This is a genomic window from Streptomyces sp. NPDC026062 (genome assembly GCF_055568375.1).
The window spans coordinates 155,164-180,521 of sequence record NZ_JBVHOQ010000009.1 but is presented as its reverse complement, the minus strand read 5'-3'; the positions used below and the strand labels follow the sequence as shown (position 1 = coordinate 180,521).

The window sequence follows — 25,358 nt, the reverse complement described above, 5'->3', positions numbered from 1 at the left end:
GGCCCGCGAGCCCCGTGGACCGCTCCCGAAGGGCGAAGCCCACGGACCCGCTCAGCCGACAGCCGCACCCCGTCCCGTCACTCTGGAGGCAGTCCCATGGGAGCCAACGCCCCCTCTTCCGGACTGGAGTTCACGGTCTCTATCGACGTCCGGCGCGACCAGCAGCCGCACCACGACGCCCGGATCGAGGCCCTTCTCCGTGTCGATGCCGTCGGCATCGGCCCCCGCGACGAGGTGCCCGCCGTCGAACTCGCCGTCGTCATCGCGCTGGACGTCGCCGCCGCCCGCCGGGAGGCCGCGGCCTCCGCCCTCGCCGCCGCGCTGCGGGTCCTGCCCGACGGAGCCTCCTTCAGCGTCCTGGGCGGCGTCCGTACGAACGGGGAACCGGCCCTCTGCTACCCGCTGCGCGGCGGATGGGCGCTCTCCGGCACGATGGAGAAGCGCCGTGCCGCGTTCAGCGCGGGCCGGATCGCCCCCGCCGACGGCGACCGCCCGCCGCCCGGATATCCGGCCTGGCTCGCGGCCGCCCGCCGACTGTTCGCCGAACGTCCCCTGCCGGTACGGCACCTGCTGCTGATCACGGACGGCAGCGGCCGGGACCCGGCGGACGCCACCGGGCCCAACGGGGAGGGGGCCGGCGCGCTGCAAGCTGAACTCACCTCCTGCGAGAGTGCGTTCACGGCAGACGTGCTGGCGGTCGGCGGGGACTGGGACCCCGCGCCGCTGCTCGCCGTCGCCGAGGCCCTGCACGGCACCGCCGAGCACGTCCCCGACCGGTTCGGCCCCGCCGTCACCGAGGCGGTGCGAAGGCTGCGCCGGGTCCGCAGCCCCGAACTGCCCGTCGTGGTGCGGGCACGTCCGGTGGTGCGCGCGGTCGAACTGACCGAGATCGCCCCGCGCGACCAGCCGCTCGAACCCGAGGTCCGGCAGGAGGAGCCGGGGCTGACCGAGTTCCCCACCTACCAGTGGGAGCCGGGCGACCGCAACTACCGCCTCACGGTGCACGCCGACGCGAGCACCGATCCGCTCGGTGTGCTGCTGCAACTGGCCACCGTCCGGGTCGGTGACGCCGTCGCCGCGCTGCTGGTGCGCTGGAAGCCGCCGGGAGTGGCCGTGGGAGCGGCGGCCGGCAGCGGGGGCCACCTGCTCCAGACGGCGAACGCCGCCACCCGGATGCGCACCGCCCTCATCCGCGGATACGCCGCACTCGAACCGCTGATCCGCGACGAGGCCGAGCACCAGCTCGGCCTCGCGGTCCGGCTCGCCACCGAGATCGACGCCGGCTGGGTCATCCAGGACGTGGGCAAAGTCGCCGACATCGTCGACCGCGCCGGCGGAGTGGTCCGGGTGGGCCCGACCGTCGACCACGTCAGCCTGCGGGTGGGCCGGCTGAAGACCGCCTCGGGCCACCCGCTGAAACTGCCCGCCCACGCCGCCGGGAAGCCGGTGCCGTGCCCGGACTGCGGTCATCTCGCCGGACCGGGCGCCTCGTACTGCATCTCCTGCGGAAAGAGTCTGTGATGCCCTCACCGAGCCGGTGGACGCGCGCCTTCCGGACCCGCCGCGCCACCGCCTCACGCACCAGGCGGCTGCTGAGGCGGCATCTGATCGTCATGGTGGTGGCCGCGCTCGTCTCCATGACCGCCCTGCTCGTCTCCTACCGCGAGGTGCAGGACGCCGCCGGCGAGATGCGCACCCGGGGCGCCCCCGCCGTCCAGGGCGTCGCCGCCACCCAGCTCGCCCTGCTCCGCGCCCATCAGGAGGCCCGGAGCTCGATCGACCACGGGATCGACGAGGTGGTCGGCGCCGGAGCGCGGTACGAGAACCAGCTGGCGGCCGCGGACCAGGGCCTGTCCCGGCTCTCCGACGTACAGGTCGACGGGGAACGCGGCCGGGGCGTCCTCGAAACGGTCAACGGCCTGCTGACCTCGTACAGCAGCTCCATCACGCCGGGCGCCGTCAAGTACGTGCACGACGACCTGATGCAGCAGCAGAAGTTCGAGGAGGCCACAACCCTCCTCGAACGGGAGCACACCGGGGTCGTGCCGCGCCTGGACGTCCTCCAGGAACACCAGATGGGGTACGTGGACCGGGTCAGCTCACTCGGAACGCTTCAGCAGACCGGCTGGGCCGTCGCCGAACTGGGCCTGCTGGTCCTGGCCCTGGCCTGCCTCAGCGCCCTGTGGGTGCTGCGCACCCGCTGCGGCCGCAGCCAGGACCCCTGGCTGCTCGCGGCGCTGCTGGTGACCGTCGCCCTCGCCGTCGTCCCGCTGTGGGCCACCATCCACACCCAGGAGCGGCTGGACACCGCCCGCCACCGGCTGGTCGCGATCGAGCGAACGGCCCACGACCACGCGGACCTGGCCGCCTCCCAGACGTACGTCACCGACAACTCCACCGCCCTGCGCGGCCGGCTGGCCGCCCGGAGCTGGCAGAGCTGGACGTACTACGGGGCGCTCGGCGGCGCCGCGCTGACCGTCCTGCTTCCGGCCGCCGGCATCCGCCGGCGCCTCAACGCCGACTACCGGAGGGCCGGATGAGACGGCACACCCGCGCGCTCCTGTTCGTCCTGGCCCTGTTCGTGACCGCGTCCGGCTGCGGACTCGCGGCCCCCGGCGGCAGCGACGCGGAACCGGAGGTGACGATCCTCGGCCCGTGGACCGACGCGCAGGAGCAGCGGTTCAAGGACGTCCTGGACGGATTCGGGATCCCGTACACCTACCAGGGCACCGCCGCGACCCGCGAGGTGCTGCTCGCCGAGGTCCAGGCCGGCGATCCGCCCGACATCGCGATCCTGCCGGGCGTCGGCGAACTCGTCGAGTACGCGGACGAGGGCCGGCTGCGCTCCCTGAAGGGGCTGTACAGCCCCGAGGAGTACGGCAACCCGTGGCGGCCCCAGGCGGAAGGCGTCGAGGCCGATCTGTGGGTACCGCTCAAGGCCGACCTCAAGTCCATCGTCTGGTACCGCGACGGCGCGGCCCCGGCCCGCAGCCCCGCACCGCTGGCCTCGTGGTGCGTCGGCATGGGCGACGACGGCGCCTCCGGCTGGCCCGGCAGCGACTGGATCGAGGACCTGATCCTCCAGCGCGCGGGCCCGGTGCTGTACGCCCGCTGGGCGACCGGTGACATGAAGTGGACCGAGGACCCGGTGGCCGACGCCTGGACCGCGTGGGCCGGAATGCTCGCCCAGGACCCGGAACTGGCCGGACACATGCTGCTGACCGACCACCGCGGGCGGGCCGGCGGCCGGGGACTGCTCTTCGGCGGTGGCTGCGGCCTGGAGCATCAGGGCTCCTTCGCCACCGTCTTCTACGACACCGAGAGGGACCGGGCCGCCTTCGTGGATTCGGCGCCGCTGCTGCCCGGTGGCCCCTATACGGTGAAGGCCCACGAGGTGTCGGCCGACTTCGCGGCGCTCTTCGGCCGGAGCGGCCCGGCCCGCGAGATGATCCGGCGGCTCGCCTCCCGGGACGCCCAGGAGGAGTGGGGCCGCACGGGCGGCGTGTTCTCGGCCAACGCGGCCGTCCCGTCCACGCAGGGCACGGTCGGCGAACAGGTGGGCAGCCGGTTCACGGACCAGCGGGTGCCGCTCTGCCTGGACGCGTCGGACGTGATGCCCGCGGCGGTGCGGGACGCGTTCTACGAGGCCGTGCTGCTCACGATGGCACACCCCGGGGAACCGGTACGGTCGAGGCTGGAGGACATCCAGAAGGTCCAGGACGCCCAGCCCACAGGCACCCCCCGGCTGACCGGGGTGTGCGGAAGGCCTCAGTGAACCTTTGTTGAATTTCCACAAAAAAACACGGGCGCGGGCTGGTACTTCGCCTGCATGGGCCCTGGCTTCTGTCAGGCTCCACCAGGAATCCGGCCGGGAGACTGTACGGAGTCGACGGCAGGATTTTCTGGGTTGGGTTCGTAGGGTCAGTACATGACCGTTGTGGACGAAACCCAGGGCGAGCCGAGCGACACCCGTGGCCGTGTGGCGGAACTGCTGGCACTGCGCGAGCAGGCCCGGCGCGGACCGAGTGACCGGGCGACCGAGGCACAGCACGCCAAGGGCAAGCTGACCGCGCGTGAGCGCATCGAGCTGCTGGTGGACCCGGGTTCGTTCAAGGAGGTCGAGCAGCTGCGCCGGCACCGGGCGACCGGTTTCGGCCTGGAGGAGAAGAAGCCGTACACCGACGGTGTCATCACCGGCTGGGGCACGGTCGACGGCCGCACGGTCTTCGTCTACGCACACGACTTCCGGATCTTCGGCGGCGCGCTGGGCGAGGCCCACGCCACGAAGATTCACAAGATCATGGACATGGCCATCTCGGCCGGTGCCCCGCTGGTCTCGCTCAACGACGGCGCCGGCGCCCGTATCCAGGAGGGCGTCTCGGCGCTCGCCGGCTACGGCGGCATCTTCCAGCGCAACACCCGGGCCTCCGGTGTCATCCCGCAGATCAGCGTGATGCTCGGCCCGTGCGCGGGCGGCGCGGCCTACAGCCCGGCGCTCACGGACTTCGTCTTCATGGTCCGCGAGACCTCGCAGATGTTCATCACCGGACCGGACGTCGTCAAGGCGGTCACCGGCGAGGAGATCACGCAGAACGGCCTCGGCGGCGCCGATGTGCACGCCGAGACGTCGGGTGTCGCACACTTCGCGTACGACGACGAGGAGACCTGCATCGGTGAGGTCCGCTACCTGATCGGGATGCTGCCCTCGAACAACCGGGAGAACCCGCCCGTCGTCCCGAGCGACGACCCGGCGGACCGGCGCGGCGACGTACTGCTGGACCTGGTCCCGGCCGACGGCAACCGTCCGTACGACATGCACAAGGTCATCGAGGAGCTCGTCGACGACGGCGACTTCCTGGAGGTCCACGAGCGCTGGGCCCGCAACATCATCTGCGCGCTGGCCCGCCTGGACGGCCAGGTCGTCGGCATCGTCGCCAACCAGCCGCAGGCCCTGGCCGGGGTCCTGGACATCGAGGCGAGCGAGAAGGCCGCTCGGTTCGTCCAGATGTGTGACGCGTTCAACATTCCCATCGTCACTCTTCTGGACGTCCCCGGCTTCCTGCCCGGCGTCGATCAGGAGCACGGTGGAATCATCCGGCACGGCGCGAAGCTGCTCTACGCCTACTGCAACGCGACGGTGCCGAGGATCTCGCTGATCCTGCGCAAGGCCTACGGCGGTGCCTACATCGTCATGGACAGCCAGTCCATCGGTGCGGACCTCACCTACGCCTGGCCCACCAACGAGATCGCGGTGATGGGCGCCGAAGGCGCCGCCAACGTCATCTTCCGTCGGCAGATCGCCGACGCCGAGGACCCCGAGGCCATGCGGACCCGTATGGTCAAGGAGTACAAGGCCGAACTGATGCACCCGTACTACGCCGCCGAGCGCGGCCTGGTCGACGATGTCATCGACCCCGCCGAGACCCGTGAGGTGCTGATCGCCTCACTGGCGATGCTCCGCTCCAAGCACGCCGACCTGCCGTCGCGCAAGCACGGCAACCCCCCGCAGTAGTCCGCGGCCCCGCAGCAACCCCGCAAGGCCCCCGCGAAGACCTGCCGAGAAGACGGAGAGACATCCATGAGCACTGCCACCGAGTCCGTGCTGCGCGTCGAGAAGGGTCTGGCCGACCCCGAGGAGCTGGCCGCCATAACAGCGGTCCTGCTCGCCCGCGCGGCGGCCCGGCCCGTCGACGCCCCCGCCCGCCGAGGCCGCGACACCGCGGGCTGGCGCCGGCTGGAGCGTACCCCCGGCTTCCGCGCCCCGCACAGCTGGCAGGGCTGACGGCCCGAGCGCATCCCCGATGCGGCCGCACCACCTCGGTGCGGCCGCATCACGCCTTCCCGGACCGGCCGGACCGGCCCGTCGAGGGAGCACCTCCCATGCCCTTCGGGCCAGGGGGAGACCGAGGACGGAGCACGGCCGAAGGCCGGGCGCACCACGTGAAAGGCCCCGCACGCCCCACCAGGGGGAGCGCGGGGCCTTTCGCGTGGACCGGGCCCGGAAGGGACCTACCGCAGGCGCGCCATCAGCGCGTGCTCGACCAGGGTGATCAGCGCGCTCTTGGCGTCGGCGCGGTGCCGCGCGTCCGTGGTCAGGATCGGGGTGTCGGGCCCGATCTGGAGGGCTTCGCGGACCTCGTCGGGGGTGTAGGGCTGGTGTCCGTCGAAGCCGTTGAGGGCGATGACGAAGGGGAGACCGCTGTTCTCGAAGTAGTCGACGGCGGGGAAGCAGTCGGCGAGGCGGCGGGTGTCGACGAGGACGACGGCGCCGATGGCGCCGCGTACGAGGTCGTCCCACATGAACCAGAAGCGGTCCTGTCCGGGTGTACCGAAGAGGTACAGGATCAGGTCCTGGTCCAGGGTGATGCGGCCGAAGTCCATCGCGACCGTCGTGGTCGTCTTGTCCCCGGTGTGTGTGAGGTCGTCGATGCCCGCGGACGCGGACGTCATCACGGCTTCGGTGCGCAGCGGATTGATCTCCGAAACGGCACCGACAAACGTGGTCTTACCCACGCCGAAGCCCCCTGCCACCACGATCTTCGCCGAGGTAGTGGAGCGGGCCGCTCCGCCGCTAGAGCTTGCGAAGTCCACTGAGCACCCTTTCGAGCAGTGTCACATCTGGCTGGCCGCCGGCGGACTCGTCGCCGCCGGGCTGGTGGATAGCGACGAGTCCGGCCTCAGCCAGGTCGGCTACGAGGATCCGGGCAACGCCGAGCGGAATCGAGAGCAGGGCCGAGATCTCGGCCACCGACTTGATCTCGATGCACAGCCGGCAGATCCGCTGGTGCTCGGGCAACTGCCCTTGCAACCGGGACGGATCGGCCGTCGTACTGACCAACGCCTCAATGGCGAGTTGGTAGCGCGGTCGGGTCCGTCCACCGGTCATGGCGTACGGACGAACCAGCGGATTGTGTGCGGCGGGCGGGGCCGGTTCGGGGGCTCGCCGGGGCTGCACGGGCTGAATGCGGGGCGGGGAGTCGTACCGGTGGGGGCGCTGCGGCCGGTGGGGCTGCTGCGGCTGCTGCGACCACTCCTGGCCCTGAACGTGCAGCGGCTGCTGAGGCTGTCGGTAGGGCTGCTGCGCGCCCTGTCCGCCGGGGGAGGGGAAGCCGAAGCCGCCGTCCCCGTGCTCACCCGGTACCTGCTGACCACCGTTGAACCGCTGTCCGCCTGGGGGTGTACCCACGATTCCTCCTCCGCCTGCCGGTCCCGGACCCAGTGGGCCCGCGCCACCGCACCCTATGGCGCGGTGACGCGAAACGCACTGTCTGTCTACTAGTTAAGAAGACTTCCCTGGAGCTCGGCACGGAGGTCCGGGGTGAGGACGCTGCCCGCGCGGTCGACCAGAAGGGCCATTTCGTACCCAACCAGGCCGATATCGGCATCCGGATGTGCAAGAACAGCCAACGAAGATCCGTCGGAAACGGACATGATGAAGAGGAACCCTCGCTCCATCTCCACAACTGTCTGATTGACCGCGCCGCCTTCGAAGATCCGGGACGCGCCCGCGGTCAGCGAGGTCAGACCGGAGGCGACAGCCGCCAGCTGATCCGCACGGTCACGCGGAAACCCCTCGGACATCGCCAGCAGGAGTCCGTCGGCGGAGACCACCACCGTGTGCGACACCCCTGGGGTGTTGTCCACGAAGTTGGTGATCAACCAGTTCAGATTCTGCGCCGCCTGGCTCATCGGGCTCACACTAACGCTCCTGGTTGTAGGTATTACTGGTGTCCGAACCCGCGTTACGTCCCCGCAGCACGCCGCGGCGCAGGTTGCTCAACCTGCCACGCACGTCCTCCGGGGCGCGGGAGACCTGGGGGCCGCCCTGGTGAGTCTGTTCGGCCGTGCCCTCGACCAGATTGGCCTTGGGCACGCGCCGGGGAAGACCGGACGGGGTGACCCCGCCCGCCTTCGGCTCCCGGAGCTTCTCGGCCCGCTCCCAGCGCTCGTCGTTCGCCGAGCGCCAGTCCTCGGTACCGTCTCCGTCCGCCTGCGCGGGAGACGGCTGCCGCTGCGGCAGTTCAGCCTGCTGCTCCTGCTCCTGCTGCGACGGCTGTGGTGCGGCGGCGGGCCGCCCGTTGCCGCGGCCGGTGGGCTGCCAGTGCTGCTGGCCACCGCGGCGCGGCAGCCCGGCATCGGTCAGCTCGTGGCCGGAGTTCGGGACGGGTCCCGAATGGTCGAAGCCTACGCGTTCCGGCGTGGACGCGGGTGCGCTCGCGGCAGATTCCGCCTCGGCCTGCGCCACCGGCTCGTACCCACCCTGGTACGTGCCCTGATCAGCCCACTCCTCCTGCTGGGGCAGGCTCGTGTACTGCTCGTCGTAGGACGGCTGCGGGGCCTGCGGAGCCGGGTGTGTCGCCTCCTGGTAGCCCCCTCCCGCGCCGTAACCGGGCTGCTCGGCAAAGCCGTTGTCGCTCCGGTACGGGTCGTAGGCGCCGTCGTACGCGGGCTGCCCGTACTGCTGCGCCTGCTCTCCGCCCGCCTGCGGCTCCTGGGCGTAGGGGGCCATGCCGTAGGGCGTCTCGCCGTACCCGGACCCGGAGTACTGCTGCTGCGGCTCCTGCTGCTGCGGGAACGGCGGGCGCTCGTTGCCGGTCTGGGCCTCCAGCGCCGCACGGCGCTCCTCCCGCATGAGCGAGCGGCCCACCGGGTCGAGCTGCGCGGAGTCCGCGGCGGGCTCCTCGTAGCGCGAGTCGTCGAAGCCGAGCTCCGCCGCCGTACGCAACGGGGGCTGGAGCGGGACCGCGTCGAAGTCCTGCTGCTGAATGATCGAGGAGACCGTGAAGTCGTCCTGCGCGGGGGCGCCGTCACCGCCGCCGCCGTGGGTGATCGCGTCCGGCAGCATGACCAGCGAGGTGGTACCGGCCTGCTCGCCCGAGGGACGCAGCTGGACCTGGATGCCGTGCCGGTCGGCGAGACGGCCGACCACGAACAGGCCCATGCGCTGGGAGACGGCGGCGTCCACCGTGGGCGGGTTGGCCAGCTTGTGGTTGATGTCGGCGAAGTCCTCGCCGGTGAGGCCGATGCCCTTGTCGTGGATCTCGATCATCACGCGGCTGTCGGGCAGCCGGGTCGCGGTGACCCGCACCTTGGTCTGCGGCGAGGAGAACGTGGTGGCGTTCTCCAGCAGCTCGGCCAGCAGGTGCACGAGGTCGGTGACGGACTGGCCGTGGATCTCGGTCTCCGGTACGCCGGAGAGCTCGATGCGCTCGTAGGACTCCACCTCGGACGAGGCGGCCCGCAGGACGTCCACCAGCGGGACCGGCTGGTTCCAGCGGCGGCCCGGCTCCTCACCGGCGAGGACGAGGAGGTTCTCGCCGTTGCGCCGCATACGGGTCGCCAGATGGTCCAGCCGGAAGAGGCTGTCCAGCTGGTCCGGGTCGGCCTCGTTGTTCTCCAGGTCGGTGATGAGGGTCAGCTGGCCCTCGATGAGCGACTGGTTGCGGCGCGAGAGGTTGGTGAAGATCGCGTTGACGTTGCCCCGCAGCATGGCCTGCTCGGCCGCCAGCCGGACCGCCTCGCGGTGCACCTGGTCGAAGGCGCGGGCGACCTCGCCGATCTCGTCCTGGCTGTTGATCGGGATCGGGTGGACACGGGTGTCCACCCGGCCCGGATCGGTCCGGGAGAGCTGATCGACGAGCGAGGGCAGCCGCTGCTCGGCGATGGAGAAGGCGGCCGTGCGGAGCCGGCGCATCGAGCGGCTCATCTGACGGGCCATGAGCCCGGCCAGGACGAATGCGGCCAGCAGGGCGATGACCACGATCGCGGCGTTGACGAAGGCGTCGGTCCGGGCGGTGGACGAGATCTGGGCGGCCTCGGTCACCGCCTTGTCGACGAGCTCCTCCTCGACCGTGGTGTAGCCGTCGAACTTCGCGGTGGCCGCGGCCATCCAGCTCTCGGGGGTGATCCCCTTGGCCTTGAGCTGCTTGGGGTCCTTGCCCAGGCCGATCTCCTGGGCCATGCCGTCGTAGACCGAGCCGTCGATGGTGGGCGGCGTCACGAACGGCTCGCCCGCCGCCTCGGCCTTCTCCTTCGCGGACTTGAGGTCCTCGGCGCCCTCGGCGGCCTTGCCGGCCATGACCGCCTTCAGCCGGGCGGCGTCGGCCTCCGTGCCGCCGGAAGTGAACTCGCCGAGGGCGATCTGCTCCAGGTAGTTGTACGAGCCGAAGGCCTTGACCTGGTCGTTGAACTTGCCGCTCTCCCGGCTGGGCCGCACCAGAAGGTGCATGCCGATGGAGCGCTGAAGCGATTCTGCAGCCTTGGCCAGCTCAAGGGCGTACACGGTACGGCCGTAACTGGTGATGTTGCCGGTGCCGAGGCCGAGTTCGTTGCAGAACTCCATGAGGGAGTGCTGGACCTGGGTGTATCCCTCTTCGGCCTTCACCGGGTCCATGGCGGCGGTGTACGCGGCCTTGCGCAGCTCCGGGAGCTTCGGCTCCTCCAGCTTGAACAGCTTGAGACGGCGCTCCAGTCCCTGCTTCCCGGGCATGTCCTCGACGGCCGCGTCGAACTTCTTCGCGGCCGCGTCGGTGGTGGCCCGGACCCGGGTGACGATCTCGGAATCACGCTGGTTGGACAGCAGCGGCTGGGCGGTGAGGTCACGTTCGTTGAGCAGCGCCTGCCCGTACTCGGACGCCGCGCGCACGATCAGCGCGGTCTTCTCGGCGTCCTGGGCCTCCTGCCAGGTGTCGACCGAGCCCTTCACCTGGAAGCCGCCCATGATCAGGCCGACGAGCACCGGGATCAGGAGGATCGCGTTCAGCCGGGTGGGCACCCGCCAGTTGCGCGGGGACAGCCGGCTGGTGCTGCCACCGGCGGACGTCCCCTCGGACACGTCGGCGGACGGCGCCACGGCACGCGGCGGTGGGGTGAAGTTGCCCCGCTCCGCCCGCGCTGTCGTGCCCTCGTTGTTACGCCTCACTCGACCAACAACCTCTCGGCGTCGGCACCTACGTTGTGCCGTGTTTCGTTCAGGGCCGTACTACTCGGGAGTTCATCGAATTGCAGCACGCCTACCGGTCGCGTTCCAAACAGTCGGAATGTGCGATTCCGAGTGGCCCGCACCTCGAATAAAACGGGCATAAAGAACGAGCCCCGCCAAAAGGCGGGGCTCATGTGAGCGCAGCGATACCGAGCGTGTGCGTCGGGTGCTGGCTCTGGGGCAATTCTCCTTCGAAACGTTATGAACACAGGGGTGGATCGTGTCAAAGGACACAGCCCACCCCCGTGCGACTACCGTAATTGGCGTACGGCAATACCGACTTGTGCCTACTTGAGCCGCGCCATCAAGGCGTGCTCGACCAGGGTGATCAGACCGCTCTTCGCGTCACCGCGGTGCCGCGCGTCGGTCGTGATGATCGGGGTGTCGGGCCCGATCTGGAGGGCTTCGCGGACCTCGTCGGGGGTGTAGGGCTGGTGTCCGTCGAAGCCGTTGAGGGCGATGACGAAGGGGAGACCGCTGTTCTCGAAGTAGTCGACGGCGGGGAAGCAGTCGGCGAGGCGGCGGGTGTCGACGAGGACGACGGCGCCGATGGCGCCGCGTACGAGGTCGTCCCACATGAACCAGAAGCGGTCCTGTCCGGGTGTACCGAAGAGGTACAGGATCAGGTCCTGGTCCAGGGTGATGCGGCCGAAGTCCATCGCGACCGTCGTGGTCGTCTTGCCGCCGGTGTGTGTGAGGTCGTCGATGCCCGCGGACGCGGACGTCATCACGGCTTCGGTGCGCAGCGGATTGATCTCCGAAACGGCACCGACGAACGTGGTCTTACCCACGCCGAACCCGCCCGCCACCACGATCTTCGCCGAGGTGGTGGCCCGGGCTGCACCGCCACTAGAGCTTGCGAAGTCCACTGAGCACCCTTTCGAGCAGTGTCACATCCGGCGCGCCGCCGGCCTCTCCATTGCCCGGCTGGTGGATGGCCACCATGCCGGCTTCCGCCAGGTCCGCGACGAGAATCCGGGCCACACCGAGCGGCATCGACAGCAGGGCCGACACCTCGGCCACCGACTTGACCTCGCGGCACAGGTGGCAGATCCGCTGGTGCTCGGGGAGCAGCGTCCCGAGGTGCGCCGGGTCGGCCGTGGTGCTGACCAGCGCCTCTATCGCGAGTTGGTAGCGCGGTCGGGTCCGTCCACCGGTCATGGCGTACGGGCGGACCAGCGGCTGGTCGCCTTCACCTTCGTACGACGCGTGGTTCAACGCGCCGTACGGATCGGGTGAGGCGGGGGGCGGGGTCATGAATCCTCCGGGCGTGACAGCAGGGTGTCGGCTTGCCGTCTGAAGGGGCCGGTGGGGGTCTGTAAACGGCCGGACGGGCGAGTGATGAGTGCGGTACCTGGGCTAATCGTCTGTGTCACCGGTTCACGGCCGCCTAGTGAAGCAGGCTGCCCTGGAGTTCGGCGCGGAGGTCCGGCGTCAGGACAGTGCCTGCCCGGTCCACCAGCAGAGCCATCTCGTAGCCGACCAGACCGATGTCGGCGTCCGGGTGGGCCAGCACGGCCAGTGAGGAGCCGTCCGAGATGGACATCAGGAAGAGGAATCCGCGTTCCATCTCCACCACGGTCTGGCTGACGGCGCCGCCCTCGAAGATCCGGGAGGCACCCGCGGTCAGCGACGTCAGACCGGAGGCGACAGCCGCCAGCTGGTCGGCGCGGTCGCGCGGGAAACCTTCGGACATCGCCAGCAGGAGTCCGTCGGCGGAGACCACCACTGTGTGGGACACCCCTGGGGTGTTGTCCACGAAGTTGGTGATCAACCAGTTCAGATTCTGCGCGGCCTGACTCATCGGGCTCAACTAACGCTCCTGCTGGTGAGTGGGGCCGATTGGGAAACTGCCGGTCGACGGGCCGTTGTTGGCCTGACGTCCCTGCTGGATGCCCCGGCGGAGATTGGTCAGCCGCCCGCGCACATCATCGGGCGCACGCGACACCTGGGGACCGGACTGATGGTTCTGCTGCTGGGCGGTACCCGGCACCAGATTGGCACGCGGGACCCGGCGGGGCAGACCGGACGTGGTAATTCCGCCTGCTGCGGGCTTCTTCACCCGCTCCGCCTGCCGACCGAGTTCATCGTTCGGCGAGGCGCGCCAGGAGCTTGTGGCGCCGTTGGCGTCGCCCGCGCCGCGGCGCGGTGCGGCGGGAGCGGGACGCTCCTCGGCGGGCTGCTGGGGGAACCCGGGCACCTGTGGCGCGGCGGGCGGCTGCTGGCCGCCCTGCTGCGGACCGTGGAACCAGTTCGTCTCCAGCGTGTCGTAGAGCGGGGTACGGCCGTCGCCGGGACCGGCCGGCGGCAGTGCCTCGGGCTGCGACTGCTGCGGCAGCACCGGCCGGTACTCCCCACCCGGAGCCGGCGGGACGGGCGGACGCGGGGCACCGAAGTCCCCGTTGTCGCGGTCACGCTGGCGCGGCGCCGGCCGGCCCTGGTCCTGGGCGGGCTGGCCGAAGTCCGGGCGGGCGAACTGCGCGGTGCTCGCCGGGTCCGGCATCTGCGGCACGGGCCGCTGCTGCGGGGCCGGTGCCGAGAAGTCGGGACGGGCGAACTCGGAGGTCGAGCCGGGCCCCTGACGGCTGTCCAGCGGCGGACGGGGGCTGAGCGGCGGCGGGTTCTGCGGCTGCTGGAACTGGCCGGTGGACTCGGGCTCCTCGTGGCTGCGGGGTGCGTCCAGCGGGGAGTACCCGGATGCGGACGGTTCCTCGTTGCTGCCCCAGCTGGTGGCCTGCGGACGCTGCGGCTGCGGGTTGCCGCCCGGCAGCTCCGCACGCGGACCGCCCACCGGAGGCAGCTGGCGGTCGTTCTGACCGGGTCCGCCGACCGGAGGCAGCTGGCGGTCGTTCTGACCGAACCCGCCGGGCTGCTGGAAGCCGCCGCCCTGGTTCGGCCGGGGCTGCGGGGCCTGACGTCCGGGACCGTTCTGCTCCGGACGCTTCTGGTCGAACAGGCTGGGCCGGCCCGAGTCCGTACGGCCGGTGCCGTCGCCCTGGCCGCGGGCGCCGAGACGGGCACCGCCGCCGAAGGCACCGGAGAGCCCGCCGCCCTGACGCGGCGGCTCCTGACGCGAGGCGTCCGGCTGCCGGCTCTGCGGACCGGTGTGCGGGAACCCGCCGCCCTGGAAGACGTCCGGCCGGCCGCCGGTCTGCTCGGACTGGCCCGGCTGACCCTGCGGATTCTGGGGGCGGCCCGAGCCGGTGTCGCGGGACGGCAGGGCCGCCCTCGGACCGGAACCGGCGCCGACCTGCCCACGCGTGGCGCCGGGACCGGCGGGCAGCCGGCCGCCCGGGGCCGACGGAGCGCTTTCGAGGCCGGTACGGGGCGCGTTGTCGCCGGCGAGCAGCCCACCGGGGGCGGGCTGCTGGCCCGGGGCCTGCTTCGGCACCGGCTGCTTGTTGCCGTGCGCGACGTCGACCGGAAGCATGACCAGCGCGGTCGTACCACCGGAGTCGGAGGGCCGCAGCTGGATGCGGATGCCGTGACGCAGCGACAGCCGGCCGACCACGAACAGACCCATGCGGCGGGATACCGAGACGTCCACGGTGGGCGGCGAGGCGAGCCGCTCGTTGATCGCCGCGAGGTCCTCGGGGGAGAGGCCGATACCCGTGTCGTGGATCTCGACGAGCACCCGGCCGTCGGGCAGCGCGTGACCGGTGACCCGGACCTTCGTCTGCGGCGAGGAGAACGACGTGGCGTTCTCCAGCAGCTCGGCGAGGAGGTGCACGAGGTCGTTGACGACCCGGCCGGCGACCTCGGTGGCGGGCACCGCGGCCAGTTCGATGCGCTCGTACTGCTCCACCTCGGAGGCGGCGGCACGGAGCACGTCGACCAGCGGCACGGGGCGGGTCCACCGGCGGCCCGGTTCCTCGCCCGCGAGGACGAGGAGGTTCTCACCGTTACGGCGCATACGGGTCGCGAGGTGGTCGAGCTTGAAGAGCGAGGACAGCTGGTCCGGGTCGGCCTCGCGCGACTCCAGCTCGGAGATGAGCGAGAGCTGACGCTGGATGAGGCCCTGCGAACGGCGCGAGAGGTTCGTGAACATCGCGTTGACGTTGCCCCGGAGGAGGGCCTGCTCGGCGGCGAGGCGGACGGCCTCGCGGTGCACGTCGTCGAAGGCCGCGGCCACCTTGCCGATCTCGTCCCGGGAGTGCACACCGACCGACTCGACCGAGGTGTCGACGTCCTGCGGGTCGGCCTCGGAGAGCTGCTTGACGAGCTCGGGCAGCCGGTCCTGCGCGACGCGCGTAGCGGTGTCCTGGAGGCGCCGCAGCGAGCGGATCATGGACCGGGCGACGACGAAGGCACCGACCAGCGAGACACCGAGCACGAGCAGGATGAGCGCACCCGAGATGATCGCCTCGCGCTGGGACTCGTCGCGCAGCTCGCGCGCCTTGCCCTCCATGTCGCTGAGGAGCGTCTCCTCGATCTGCTTCATGGCCTGGATCTTGGTGGAGTCCTGGTCGTACCAGTCCATGTACGAACGGCGCACACCCGGGCCGCTCATGCCGTTGGCGTTGTCGAGCACCTTCTTGGCGTAGGTGTCGGCGGCCTTGATCTCGGGCTGGCCCTCGTCGAGCGTCGAGGTCAGCTCGTCGGCGCTCTTGCCCGTGGTCGTGTAGATGGCCTCGAAGGAGCGGCGGGCCGCGTCCTCCTTGCGCTGAGCGGCCAGACCGAACTGCTGGTCGTTGCGGTCGAGGTGCGGTTCCTTGTCGTTGCCGCCCGGCAGCGCCGCGGCGATGATCGCGCGCTGGACCGACGCGTACTCCTTGGCGGAGGAGAAGGCCGCCAGGGCGCGGGTCCGCTTGATCATCTCGGGGCTGCTGGTCGCCTGCGCCATGTCCTGGGAGAGGCTCAGCAGCGAGGTGATCAGCTGGCTGTAGGCGTCGACGGTCTGGAGACTCGGACTGTCCTTGGCATACGCCTGCTTGCGGATGTCGCGGATGGAGCCGAGCTGCGAGGCGATCTGCTGGACGCTGGAGTGGATGCTCTCCAGGGCCTCGTCACCGGTGGTGTCACCGAGGTCGCTCGTCGCGGTGAGGAACGACTTCTTCGCCCGGTCGGTCTTCTTCCGGGGCTCCGTGACCTTGAAGTCGTCCGCCGGCACCCCGTTGGACAGCGGTCCCGCCGACCGGTCGCGCTCCTCCTGGAGCGCCTGGGCCAGTGAGGTCGCCTGCTTCGTCATCTTCGTCAGCAGCTGCATGTGCTCCAGCTGCTGGATGTCGTTCATGGAGTCGTTGATACGGAGACCACCCAGCGTGGTCGCGGCGACCACGGGGAGGGCGAGCAGGGAAACCAGGCGCGTGCTGATGCGCCAGTTGCGAAGAGCTACTCGTGACCCCGGGCCCGCCGCCGCTCGCGGCTTGGGCGTGGCGGCCGGATCGGACTCGCTGCCCGCTGCCCCGCCGGAGCGCTGGGCGCGGTCGTTGTTGTCGCCGGCCGCAGCCGGTCCGGGGTTCTGGGCGTGCTGGGGCGAGGAACCGCGGTCGGTCCCGCCGCGCGGCTCCTGTTCCGCCGCAGCGCTGCCATCCCTCTTGAAACGTCCCTGCACTAGCGTCGCAACCTCTGGACCAGGCGTTCTTCCGTCATGACGGAAGGAACGGTGTCGGCGTCGTGGGGCGTTGTGCTGCCCCATGGTGGTCGTGAGTGACCGGCGCTCCTCCCCTTCCCGCCGCCACTCGGCGCTGCGTTGCGCCCCTGCGCGCCGGCTTTGAAACCGCGGCGGTGCGTGGAATTTCAGCACAGTGACGGATCTCCAACAAGGGCCCAGTGCCGGGCTGTGACCTGGGTGACACGTTGTGACGGGGGAGTGACAAGTCGTGGAGAGTGATCACTGACATAACGGACCATTGGGGGTGAAGCAGGTGGGGGTGGCGGGTGTCCCAGTCGACATGATCGGGAGCGGAATAAATCATTCAGTGATGCAATGTCCGTTTCCTCCGATCGCATCCGTCGCCCGAATTGGCGGAATTGTCGCCCACTTCGTGAGCAAACTCACAGGATGATCGCCGTCTCATCCAGGCCCCCGGAGGGAATCGAATGTTTAGCCTGGCGCTTTACAGGGATGGCGAAACCGACAACCGGCGCCCCTTCAGGGGGGTGCCCCTAGTGACAGGGTCCGTACGGCAGATGAAGACGACGATGATGTTCCGCAACATTGCCAACCCCCGGCGCACCACGCTGGCGCACCTCAAGGACGCCGAAGCTCTGCAGACGCCGGAGCGGCCGGAGCACGCAGTCGACCTGCCCACGCAGACGGCCAACCCGCGCCGCACGATCCTGATGACCGCCCCCGCGGCCGCCACCGCCGCGGAGTAATACGCGCGGCGTCTCCCCTCATCACCCGCGCCGCCGCTCGTCCGGCGAGGTCCGCCCCGCCGTGCCGTGCGGCGCACGGCGTTGCGGGAACGCCCTGGTGGCCCCGCCGCCGGACTGTCGCCGCACCCTTCGGCCGCGGGCACCGGACGACGCTCCCAATCGGGGGCAAACCCCGCGGGGCGAGGCGATAGCCTGGAGCGTCAGTCTTCAGCTACCCAGCAAGTGAGGGGCGACAGCTTCCCGTGCGCATCGCCAGGTTCTCCATCGACGGCAATGTCGCCTTCGGCGCCGTCGAGGGCGACGGGCCCGATGGTCTCGTCCTCGACATCATCAAGGGCATCCCGTACACCGAGTTCGAGCTCTCCGGGACCAAGGTTCCGCTGAGCAAGGTCCGGCTGCTGCCGCCCGTGCTCCCCAACAAGGTCGTGGGCATCGGCCGCAACTACACGGAGCACGCCGCGGAACTCGGCAACGAGGTCCCCGACGTCCCCGTCGTCTTCTTCAAGCCCACCACCTCGGTGACCGGCCCCGGCGACGCCATCGAGTACCCCTCCTTCTCCGAAGAGGTGCACCACGAGGCCGAGCTGGCCGTGGTCATCGGCCGGATGTGCCGTGAGGTGCCACGGGAGCGGGTCAAGGACGTCATCTTCGGCTACACCTGCGCCAACGATGTGACCGCCCGCGACGCCCAGAAGCGCGAGAAGCAGTGGGGCAGGGCGAAGGGCTTCGACACCTCCTGCCCGCTCGGCCCCTGGGTGGAGACCGACCTCGATCCGAGTGACCTGGCCATCCAGGCCACGGTCAACGGCGAGCAACGCCAGCTCGGCCGGACGAGCGAAATGATCCGGAGCATCGAGGACCTGGTGGTCCACATCACGGAAGCCATGACGCTGCTCCCGGGCGATGTGATCCTCACCGGGACTCCCGCAGGGGTCGGACCCCTCCATGTCGGCGACGAGGTCGCCGTCACCATCGAAGGCATCGGCACTCTCACCAACAAGGTGATCAAGCGTGGTTAACGGACCTGTCCGCGTACGTTTCTGTCCCTCCCCGACCGGCAACCCCCACGTGGGCCTGGTCCGGACGGCTCTCTTCAACTGGGCCTTCGCCCGGCACCACCAGGGCACCCTGGTCTTCCGCATCGAGGACACCGACGCGGCCCGCGACTCCGAGGAGTCGTACGAGCAGCTCCTCGAAGCGATGCGCTGGCTCGGCCTCGACTGGGACGAGGGCCCCGAGGTCGGCGGCCCGCACGCCCCGTACCGCCAGTCGCAGCGCATGGACATCTACAAGGACGTCGCCGAGAAGCTTCTCGCCGCCGGCCACGCGTACCACTGCTACTGCACCACCGAGGAGCTCGACGCCCGCCGCGACGCCGCCCGCGCCGCCGGCAAGCCGTCCGGCTACGACGGGCACTGCCGCGACCTGAGCGCGGAGCAGAAGGCCGCGTACGAGGCCGAGGGGCGCGCGTCCATCGTCCGTTTCCGGATGCCCGACGAGGTCCTCACCTTCACCGACCTGGTCCGCGGCGACATCACCGTCCAGCCGGAGAACGTGCCGGACTACGGCATCGTCCGCGCCAACGGCGCCCCGCTCTACACGCTGGTCAACCCGGTCGACGACGCGCTGATGGACATCACCCACGTCCTGCGCGGTGAGGACCTGCTCTCCTCCACCCCGCGCCAGATCGCCCTGTACGCGGCGCTCATCGAGCTGGGCATCGCCAAGCAGACCCCGGAGTTCGGCCACCTGCCGTACGTCATGGGCGAGGGGAACAAGAAGCTCTCCAAGCGCGACCCGCAGGCCTCGCTCAACCTCTACCGCGAGCGCGGCTTCCTGCGCGAGGGGCTGCTCAACTACCTCTCGCTGCTCGGCTGGTCGATCGCCGAGGACCGGGACATCTTCGACATCGACGAGATGGTCGCCTCGTTCGACATCACGGACGTCAACGCCAACCCGGCCCGCTTCGACCTCAAGAAGTGCGAGCACGTCAACGCCGAGCACATCCGCCGGCTGGATGTGAAGACCTTCACCGAGGCCTGCGGCCCCTGGCTCAAGGCCCCGTTCGCCCCCTGGGCCCCGGAAGCCTTCGACGCGGACGTGTTCGCGGCGATCGCCCCGCACGCCCAGACCCGGCTCACGGTCCTCTCCGAGATCACGGCCAACGTCGACTTCCTCTTCCTCGACGAGCCGGCGACCGACGAGGCGTCCTGGGCCAAGGCGATGAAGGAGGGCTCCGACGCCCTGCTCGTGACGGCCCGCGCCAAGCTGATCGCCGCCGAGTGGAACGCGGACGCCCTGAAGAACGCGATCCTCACCGCGGGCGAGGAGCACGGCCTGAAGCTCGGCAAGGCGCAGGCTCCGGTCCGCGTCGCCGTCACCGGCCGCACGATCGGCCTGCCGCTCTTCGAGTCCCTGGAGATCCTGGGCCGCGAGCGCACCATCGCCCGCATCGACGCGGCGCTGGCGAAGCTGGCCGCGTAGCGGTTTCGATCACACGATGGGGTGGCTGCTCTCCTGGAGCAGCCACCCCATCGGCATGTCTCCGTATTCATGTCGGCGCCCTGCCTTCCGCGGAACGCGGGCAGCCCGGCCCGGGCGATCGCGAGTGCGGCGTCCGACTTGTCGCCCCAAGGCCTCGGACCTGAGGAGTTGAAGATCGAAGTCTGTCCGCGCCGCGAACCGGTGGGGGCGGCCCAAGGGCACGGTTTCGGCCGAGCCGCACGCGGCATTCGGCCCCATGTTGCTGTTTGCTCACGGAAACTCGCGTGATGAATAGCGTCAGTGGACATCACCCGGTGGGGGTTCGGCAGGACGGTGCGGAGGGCGGACGGACAGCGATCTCAACGTGTCCGTAAGCGAGTTGTACACATCGGCGGGCGCCGCGAACGTACTCGTATCGGATCTGGAAGGGCCTTTGCGCAAGGCCATCGACAACGCCGCTGCGGCAGCACCCCCTGCCTCCTGCCGCCGGGTGCCGAGCAGCAGTTCCGGGCACCGTCCGCGCAGAGGTCTGTGACGCCCACCCGCGTTAGTGTGGCCGCATGCCGATCCGAGCCGTGCTCTGGGACATCGACGACACGATCTTCGACTACTCCGGCGCCGACCGCGTCGGCATGCGCAAGCACCTGGAACACGAGGGCCTGCCCGAGAGATATGCCTCCCTCCCGCGGGCCCTCGACGCGTGGAAGGCCATCACGGACGTGCAGTGGGCACGGTTCGCGGCCGGGGAGGTCAGCTTCCAGGGGCAGCGCAGGGAGCGGGTCCGGACGTTTCTCGGGCGGCCGCTGAGCGACGGCGAGGCCGACGAGTGGTTCGGCAGGCACGCCGGGCACTACGAGGCGGCCTGGGAGCTGTTCCCGGACGCCGTGCCGACGCTGGACCGGCTGGCGGACGGGTACCGCCACGCCGTCCTGTCGAACTCCAGCATCCACAACCAGGACCACAAGCTGCGCGCGCTCGGGGTGCGGGACCGCTTCGAGGTGGTGCTGTGCGCCGTGGAACTGGGCGTCTCCAAGCCCGCTGCCGGGGCCTTTCTCGCCGCCTGCGAGGCACTGGCGCTCGATCCGCACGAGGTGCTGTACGTCGGCGACGAACCCGACATCGATGCCGCGGGCGCGACGGCGGCGGGACTGACGGGTGTCTGGCTGGACCGGCGCGGCCTTGGCGGACGCCCCGAACTCGTCCGGATCACGGCTCTCGACCAGCTCCCCGGCGTACTTGCGGGCCATACCCGTTTTGGAGCGCCGGACACCTTCGGGTAATGTTCTTTCTGCGCCGCCCGAGCGGAACGAAAGATCCGGACGGGAAGCGCAGACAGGAACAAGACCCTCAGGGGTTGCGTTTCATTGGGCTATGGTGTAATTGGCAACACTACGGTTTCTGGTACCGTCATTCTAGGTTCGAGTCCTGGTAGCCCAGCGCAAGACAGTATGTTTGCAAGATCAGCAAGTTGTAGTAAGCAAGCCCCCGTTGTGTAGCGGCCTAGCACGCTGCCCTCTCACGGCAGTAGCGCCGGTTCAAATCCGGTCGGGGGTACAGATCCTTCCCGCGAGAACATCTGGGTCGCACCCACGTTCTTGATGCAGGATCGCTAGGGCCCCCGTTGTGTAGCGGCCTAGCACGCTGCCCTCTCACGGCAGTAGCGCCGGTTCGAATCCGGTCGGGGGTACTTGTAACACCATGGGCTATGGTGTAATTGGCAACACTACGGTTTCTGGTACCGTCATTCTAGGTTCGAGTCCTGGTAGCCCAGCGCAAGACAGTATGTTTGCACCATCAGTAAGTCGCAGTATCCAAGCCCCCGTTGTGTAGCGGCCTAGCACGCTGCCCTCTCACGGCAGTAGCGCCGGTTCAAATCCGGTCGGGGGTACAACAGAGCAGAAGCAGAAGGTCCCTCACTCCGGTGAGGGACCTTCTGCTTCTGCGTGGGGGCTGTTCGGCCCCAGGCTCCGGAGCCGCTCTCACAGCCCGTACCGTCCGCGAAACCGAAACAGGGACGGACGACCGCGGCGGCCGAGGAGGATGTGGTGATCCTGCCGACCGGCATGCGCGTCAACCACTTCTGGGGAGTGCGCCGTCGGCTCCCCGTGGTCCTCGCGATGCCGCGCCTGCTGGGGGAGTTGAGCCGGGACAAGAGCCACGGCCTGCTCGGATACCACGTGCTGTCCGGCTCGCCCAGGACGTACTGCGTCGTCCAAGTACGGGGAGTCGGAGGAGAAGCTGTACGCGTACGCCGTGGCGCCGGACACGCCGCACCTCAAGGCGTGGGCGATGATCAGTCGCAAGGAGAAGAAGTCCCGGCAGCACGTGGGGCTGTGGCACGGGACCCATGTCGTGCCCGAGGGCGGCTGCGAGTCCGTATACGCGGAGATGCCGGCGTACGGACCGGTCGCGGCGACCGGGTCGCTGCCGGTCGAGGGGCGGGGCCGCCGAGCGGCGGACCGGCTCGCGCACCGTTCCGGCGCGAAGTGAGGCGTTGAGCCGAGACTGATCTCGAAGGGGGCCGCCACGACGCTGGGGCGGCCTGTTGGGGGAGGAGCGGGAGCGTCGGTTCAGCCGGTACGGCGCAGGGCCTCGCTCAACCGGGCGGCGGAGTCGATGACCGCCTGGGCGTGCATCCGGCCCGGGTGGCGGGTCAGCCGCTCGATCGGCCCGGAGACCGAGACCGCCGCGACCACGCGGTTCGAGGGGCCGCGCACGGGGGCGGATACCGAGGCGACGCCCGGTTCGCGCTCACCGATCGACTGGGCCCAGCCCCGGCGGCGTACGCCGGAGAGCGCCGTCGCGGTGAACCGGGCGCCCTGGAGTCCGCGGTGGAGGCGCTCCGGCTCCTCCCAGGCCATCAGGATCTGCGCGGAGGATCCCGCCTTCATGGTGAGCGTGGAGCCGACCGGCACGGTGTCCCGTAGTCCGGACAGCCGCTCCGCCGCCGCCACGCAGATGCGCATGTCACCCTGCCGGCGATAGAGCTGGGCGCTCTCGCCGGTGATGTCGCGGAGGTGGGTCAGCACCGGGCCCGCCGTGGCGAGCAGCCGGTCCTCGCCCGCCGCGGCGGCGAGCTCCGAGAGCCGGGGGCCGAGAATGAAGCGGCCCTGCATGTCCCTTGCCACCATGCGGTGGTGTTCCAGTGCCACGGCCAGCCGGTGAGCCGTGGGTCGTGCGAGCCCGGTCGCCGCGACCAGCCCGGCGAGTGTGGCCGGTCCGGACTCCAGGGCGCTCAATACCAGAGCTGCCTTGTCGAGAACGCCGACGCCGCTAGAGTTGTCCATACGACGATACTCGCGTCTCACTCTGTGAAACGCAAGTTCAATTTTCCGGGGAAGTTGCGAACCTGTACGGGCGGCCCCACAACGGCCCGTAGCCACCGCCCCGCACGGGGGTCCGGACGGGGGCGCACCGAATCTCTAGTTGGGCCGGCGACGACGCCGGCCGGAGGGAAAGCGATGGGTAGGACACTCGCGGAGAAGGTTTGGGACGACCATGTCGTCCGGCGCGCCGAAGGTGAGCCCGACCTCCTCTACATCGATCTGCACCTGCTGCACGAGGTGACCAGCCCGCAGGCCTTCGACGGTCTGCGGCAGGCCGGACGCCCGGTGCGGCGCCTCGACCTCACCATCGCCACCGAGGACCACAACACCCCGACCCTCGACATCGACAAGCCGATCGCCGACCCGGTCTCCCGCGCACAGCTGGAGACCCTGCGCAAGAACTGCGCGGAGTTCGGCGTCCGGCTGCACCCGCTGGGCGACGTCGAGCAGGGCGTCGTGCACGTGGTCGGCCCGCAGTTGGGTCTGACCCAGCCCGGCACCACGGTCGTATGTGGTGATTCCCACACCTCCACGCACGGTGCGTTCGGTGCGCTGGCGTTCGGTATCGGCACCAGCCAGGTCGAGCACGTGCTGGCCACGCAGACGCTGCCGCTGGCCCGCCCGAAGACGATGGCCATCACCATCGACGGCGAACTGCCCGACGGCGTCACCGCCAAGGACCTGATCCTCGCGATCATCGCGCGGATCGGCACCGGCGGCGGCCAGGGCTACATCCTCGAATACCGCGGCTCCGCCATCGAGAAGCTCTCGATGGAGGCCCGGATGACCATCTGCAACATGTCGATCGAGGCCGGCGCGCGGGCGGGCATGATCGCCCCCGACCGCACCACCTTCGACTATCTGCAGGGCCGGGACCACGCCCCGCAGGGCGAGGACTGGGACGCTGCCGTCGCGTACTGGAAGACGCTGCGCACGGACGACGACGCGGTCTTCGACGCCGAGGTGGTCATCGAGGCCGCCGAACTGGCGCCGTTCGTCACCTGGGGCACCAACCCCGGCCAGGGCGCGCCGCTGTCGGCCAACGTCCCCGATCCCGCTTCGTACGAGGACGCCTCGGAGCGCAACGCCGCCGAAAAGGCCCTGGAGTACATGGGGTTGACCGCCGGCCAGCCGCTGCGTGAGATCGGTGTCGACACCGTCTTCGTAGGCTCCTGCACCAACGGCCGGATCGAGGACCTGCGCAACGCGGCCGCGATCATGGACGGCCGCAAAGTCGCCGACGGCGTGCGGATGCTGGTCGTCCCGGGCTCGGTCCGGGTCGCCCTCCAGGCCGTCGAGGAGGGCCTGGACAAGGTCTTCACCGCCGCGGGTGCCGAATGGCGGCACGCGGGTTGCTCGATGTGCCTCGGTATGAACCCCGACCAGCTGGCCCCCGGCGAGCGCTCCGCCTCGACCTCGAACCGCAACTTCGAGGGCCGGCAGGGCAAGGGCGGCCGTACCCACCTGGTCTCCCCGCAGGTTGCCGCCGCGACCGCCGTGCTGGGCCATCTGGCCTCGCCGGCCGACCTGTCCGACGCCCGTACGCCCGCCGGAGTCTGAGAATCATGGAAGCTTTCACCGCACACACCGGCCGGGCCGTCCCGCTGCGCCGCAGCAACGTGGACACCGACCAGATCATTCCGGCCCACTGGCTGAAGAAGGTCACCCGGGACGGCTTCGAGGACGGGCTCTTCGAGGCCTGGCGCAAGGACGGGGACTTCGTCCTCAACCGCCCGGAGCGCAAGGGGGCCTCGGTCCTGGTGGCAGGTCCCGACTTCGGTACCGGATCGTCTCGCGAGCACGCCGTCTGGGCCCTCCAGAACTACGGCTTCAAGGCCGTCATCTCCTCCCGGTTCGCCGATATCTTCCGGGGCAACTCGTTGAAGAACGGGCTGTTGACCGTGGTCCTGGACCAGCAGGTGGTCGACGCCCTGTGGGAGCTGACCGAGGCCGACCCGACCGCCGAGGTCACCGTCGACCTGGAGAAGAGGCAGGTCCTCGCCGAGGGAATCACGGCCGACTTCGAGCTCGACGAGAACGCCCGCTGGCGGCTGCTGAACGGCCTGGACGACATCAGCCTCACCCTGCAGAACGAAGCGGACATCGCGGCCTACGAGGCGGCCAGGCCGGCCCACAAGCCCCGTACAATTAGCGCCTGAGCAGCACGTTTCCCGTACTGCGCCCCCTGCCTTCTGGTAGGGGGCGCAGTCGCTTGTTGAGCCCCCGTCGGGCGACAACTCGCCCCA

General features: G+C 70.1%; 20 protein-coding genes, 5 tRNA genes and 1 pseudogene. 17 read left to right on the top strand and 9 right to left on the bottom strand.

Annotation, left to right across the window (positions count from 1 at the left end; genetic code table 11):
* The first annotated feature begins 96 nt into the window (after positions 1-96).
* The 5 genes from ACZ4LX_RS11035 (at position 97) to ACZ4LX_RS11015 (ending at position 5,782) form a co-directional block, all read left to right on the top strand.
* Positions 97-1,521, top strand: a complete 1,425-nt coding sequence (locus ACZ4LX_RS11035; RefSeq protein WP_467640965.1) for a vWA domain-containing protein — start codon at positions 97-99, stop codon at positions 1,519-1,521.
* A complete protein-coding gene (locus ACZ4LX_RS11030) occupies positions 1,521-2,540 on the top strand; it encodes a hypothetical protein (protein WP_467640962.1) in 1,020 nt (339 codons plus the stop codon). The genes ACZ4LX_RS11035 and ACZ4LX_RS11030 overlap by 1 nt, the downstream gene beginning before the upstream one ends.
* A complete protein-coding gene (locus tag ACZ4LX_RS11025) occupies positions 2,537-3,775 on the top strand; it encodes a carbohydrate ABC transporter substrate-binding protein (protein WP_467640959.1) in 1,239 nt (412 codons plus the stop codon). Before ACZ4LX_RS11030 ends, ACZ4LX_RS11025 begins: the two co-directional genes overlap by 4 nt.
* Positions 3,776-3,928: 153 nt before the next feature.
* Positions 3,929-5,512 (top strand): acyl-CoA carboxylase subunit beta, encoded by a 1,584-nt coding sequence (locus tag ACZ4LX_RS11020; RefSeq protein ID WP_467640956.1) that lies wholly within the window; start codon positions 3,929-3,931, stop codon positions 5,510-5,512.
* 66 nt (positions 5,513-5,578) lie between these two features.
* Positions 5,579-5,782, top strand: a complete 204-nt coding sequence (locus ACZ4LX_RS11015) for an acyl-CoA carboxylase subunit epsilon (RefSeq protein WP_467640953.1) — start codon at positions 5,579-5,581, stop codon at positions 5,780-5,782.
* A 227-nt stretch (positions 5,783-6,009) separates the two neighbouring features.
* Here the strand turns inward: ACZ4LX_RS11015 and ACZ4LX_RS11010 are convergent, their stop codons facing one another.
* The 8 genes from ACZ4LX_RS11010 to ACZ4LX_RS10975 all read right to left on the bottom strand — a co-directional run bounded on the left by ACZ4LX_RS11010 (position 6,010) and on the right by ACZ4LX_RS10975 (position 16,535).
* Entirely contained in the window at positions 6,010-6,591 is a 582-nt protein-coding gene (locus ACZ4LX_RS11010) for a GTP-binding protein (protein WP_014048542.1), read from the bottom strand.
* On the bottom strand, positions 6,572-7,186 hold the full coding sequence (locus tag ACZ4LX_RS11005) for a DUF742 domain-containing protein (protein WP_467640950.1): 615 nt from the start codon (positions 7,184-7,186) through the stop codon (positions 6,572-6,574). Before ACZ4LX_RS11005 ends, ACZ4LX_RS11010 begins: the two co-directional genes overlap by 20 nt.
* An 89-nt stretch (positions 7,187-7,275) precedes the next feature.
* Positions 7,276-7,689 carry a roadblock/LC7 domain-containing protein gene (locus tag ACZ4LX_RS11000; RefSeq protein WP_018551717.1) on the bottom strand — a complete coding sequence of 138 codons (414 nt, stop codon included), beginning with the start codon at positions 7,687-7,689 and terminating at the stop codon, positions 7,276-7,278.
* Between the two features lie 10 nt (positions 7,690-7,699).
* The gene (locus tag ACZ4LX_RS10995; protein WP_467640947.1) at positions 7,700-10,921 is read right to left on the bottom strand and encodes a sensor histidine kinase; all 3,222 of its coding nucleotides are present in this window, start codon (positions 10,919-10,921) and stop codon (positions 7,700-7,702) included.
* A gap of 347 nt (positions 10,922-11,268) precedes the next feature.
* Positions 11,269-11,850 (bottom strand): GTP-binding protein, encoded by a 582-nt coding sequence (locus ACZ4LX_RS10990; protein ID WP_073738725.1) that lies wholly within the window; start codon positions 11,848-11,850, stop codon positions 11,269-11,271.
* Complete coding sequence (locus ACZ4LX_RS10985; RefSeq protein ID WP_073738726.1) at positions 11,831-12,238, bottom strand: DUF742 domain-containing protein; 408 nt, start codon at positions 12,236-12,238, stop codon at positions 11,831-11,833. Before ACZ4LX_RS10985 ends, ACZ4LX_RS10990 begins: the two co-directional genes overlap by 20 nt.
* A 133-nt stretch (positions 12,239-12,371) precedes the next feature.
* A complete protein-coding gene (locus ACZ4LX_RS10980; protein WP_006127850.1) occupies positions 12,372-12,785 on the bottom strand; it encodes a roadblock/LC7 domain-containing protein in 414 nt (137 codons plus the stop codon).
* A gap of 9 nt (positions 12,786-12,794) precedes the next feature.
* Entirely contained in the window at positions 12,795-16,535 is a 3,741-nt protein-coding gene (locus tag ACZ4LX_RS10975; protein ID WP_467640942.1) for a sensor histidine kinase, read from the bottom strand.
* 578 nt (positions 16,536-17,113) lie between these two features.
* Here ACZ4LX_RS10975 and ACZ4LX_RS10970 point away from each other — a divergent pair.
* The 10 genes and pseudogenes from ACZ4LX_RS10970 to ACZ4LX_RS10925 all read left to right on the top strand — a co-directional run bounded on the left by ACZ4LX_RS10970 (position 17,114) and on the right by ACZ4LX_RS10925 (position 22,276).
* The gene (locus ACZ4LX_RS10970) at positions 17,114-17,302 is read left to right on the top strand and encodes a hypothetical protein (RefSeq protein ID WP_467640939.1); all 189 of its coding nucleotides are present in this window, start codon (positions 17,114-17,116) and stop codon (positions 17,300-17,302) included.
* 242 nt (positions 17,303-17,544) lie between these two features.
* Positions 17,545-18,321 (top strand): fumarylacetoacetate hydrolase family protein, encoded by a 777-nt coding sequence (locus ACZ4LX_RS10965; protein ID WP_467640936.1) that lies wholly within the window; start codon positions 17,545-17,547, stop codon positions 18,319-18,321.
* The gene (gene gltX, locus ACZ4LX_RS10960) at positions 18,314-19,786 is read left to right on the top strand and encodes a glutamate--tRNA ligase (protein ID WP_467640933.1); all 1,473 of its coding nucleotides are present in this window, start codon (positions 18,314-18,316) and stop codon (positions 19,784-19,786) included. Before ACZ4LX_RS10965 ends, gltX begins: the two co-directional genes overlap by 8 nt.
* Before the next feature lie 560 nt (positions 19,787-20,346).
* Positions 20,347-21,066, top strand: coding sequence for an HAD family hydrolase (locus ACZ4LX_RS10955; RefSeq protein WP_467640930.1), 720 nt, complete (start codon positions 20,347-20,349; stop codon positions 21,064-21,066).
* Between the two features lie 85 nt (positions 21,067-21,151).
* Positions 21,152-21,223: transfer RNA gene (locus ACZ4LX_RS10950), tRNA-Gln, on the top strand.
* A gap of 44 nt (positions 21,224-21,267) precedes the next feature.
* A tRNA-Glu gene (locus ACZ4LX_RS10945) sits at positions 21,268-21,340 on the top strand.
* Positions 21,341-21,400: 60 nt separating this feature from the next.
* Positions 21,401-21,473: transfer RNA gene (locus tag ACZ4LX_RS10940), tRNA-Glu, on the top strand.
* Positions 21,474-21,485: 12 nt separating this feature from the next.
* A tRNA-Gln gene (locus ACZ4LX_RS10935) sits at positions 21,486-21,557 on the top strand.
* 44 nt (positions 21,558-21,601) lie between these two features.
* Positions 21,602-21,674: transfer RNA gene (locus ACZ4LX_RS10930), tRNA-Glu, on the top strand.
* 175 nt (positions 21,675-21,849) lie between these two features.
* Positions 21,850-22,276: pseudogene (locus ACZ4LX_RS10925) on the top strand (monooxygenase family protein).
* Between the two features lie 80 nt (positions 22,277-22,356).
* Here the strand turns inward: ACZ4LX_RS10925 and ndgR are convergent.
* Positions 22,357-23,073, bottom strand: a complete 717-nt coding sequence (gene ndgR / locus ACZ4LX_RS10920) for an IclR family transcriptional regulator NdgR (protein WP_003966003.1) — start codon at positions 23,071-23,073, stop codon at positions 22,357-22,359.
* A gap of 174 nt (positions 23,074-23,247) precedes the next feature.
* On the opposite strand from ndgR, the gene leuC reads away from it, so the two are divergent.
* Both leuC and leuD read left to right on the top strand, forming a co-directional pair.
* A complete protein-coding gene (gene leuC / locus ACZ4LX_RS10915) occupies positions 23,248-24,672 on the top strand; it encodes a 3-isopropylmalate dehydratase large subunit (RefSeq protein ID WP_467640926.1) in 1,425 nt (474 codons plus the stop codon).
* A gap of 5 nt (positions 24,673-24,677) precedes the next feature.
* Complete coding sequence (gene leuD / locus ACZ4LX_RS10910) at positions 24,678-25,271, top strand: 3-isopropylmalate dehydratase small subunit (RefSeq protein WP_467640923.1); 594 nt, start codon at positions 24,678-24,680, stop codon at positions 25,269-25,271.
* The last annotated feature ends 87 nt before the right edge of the window (positions 25,272-25,358 follow it).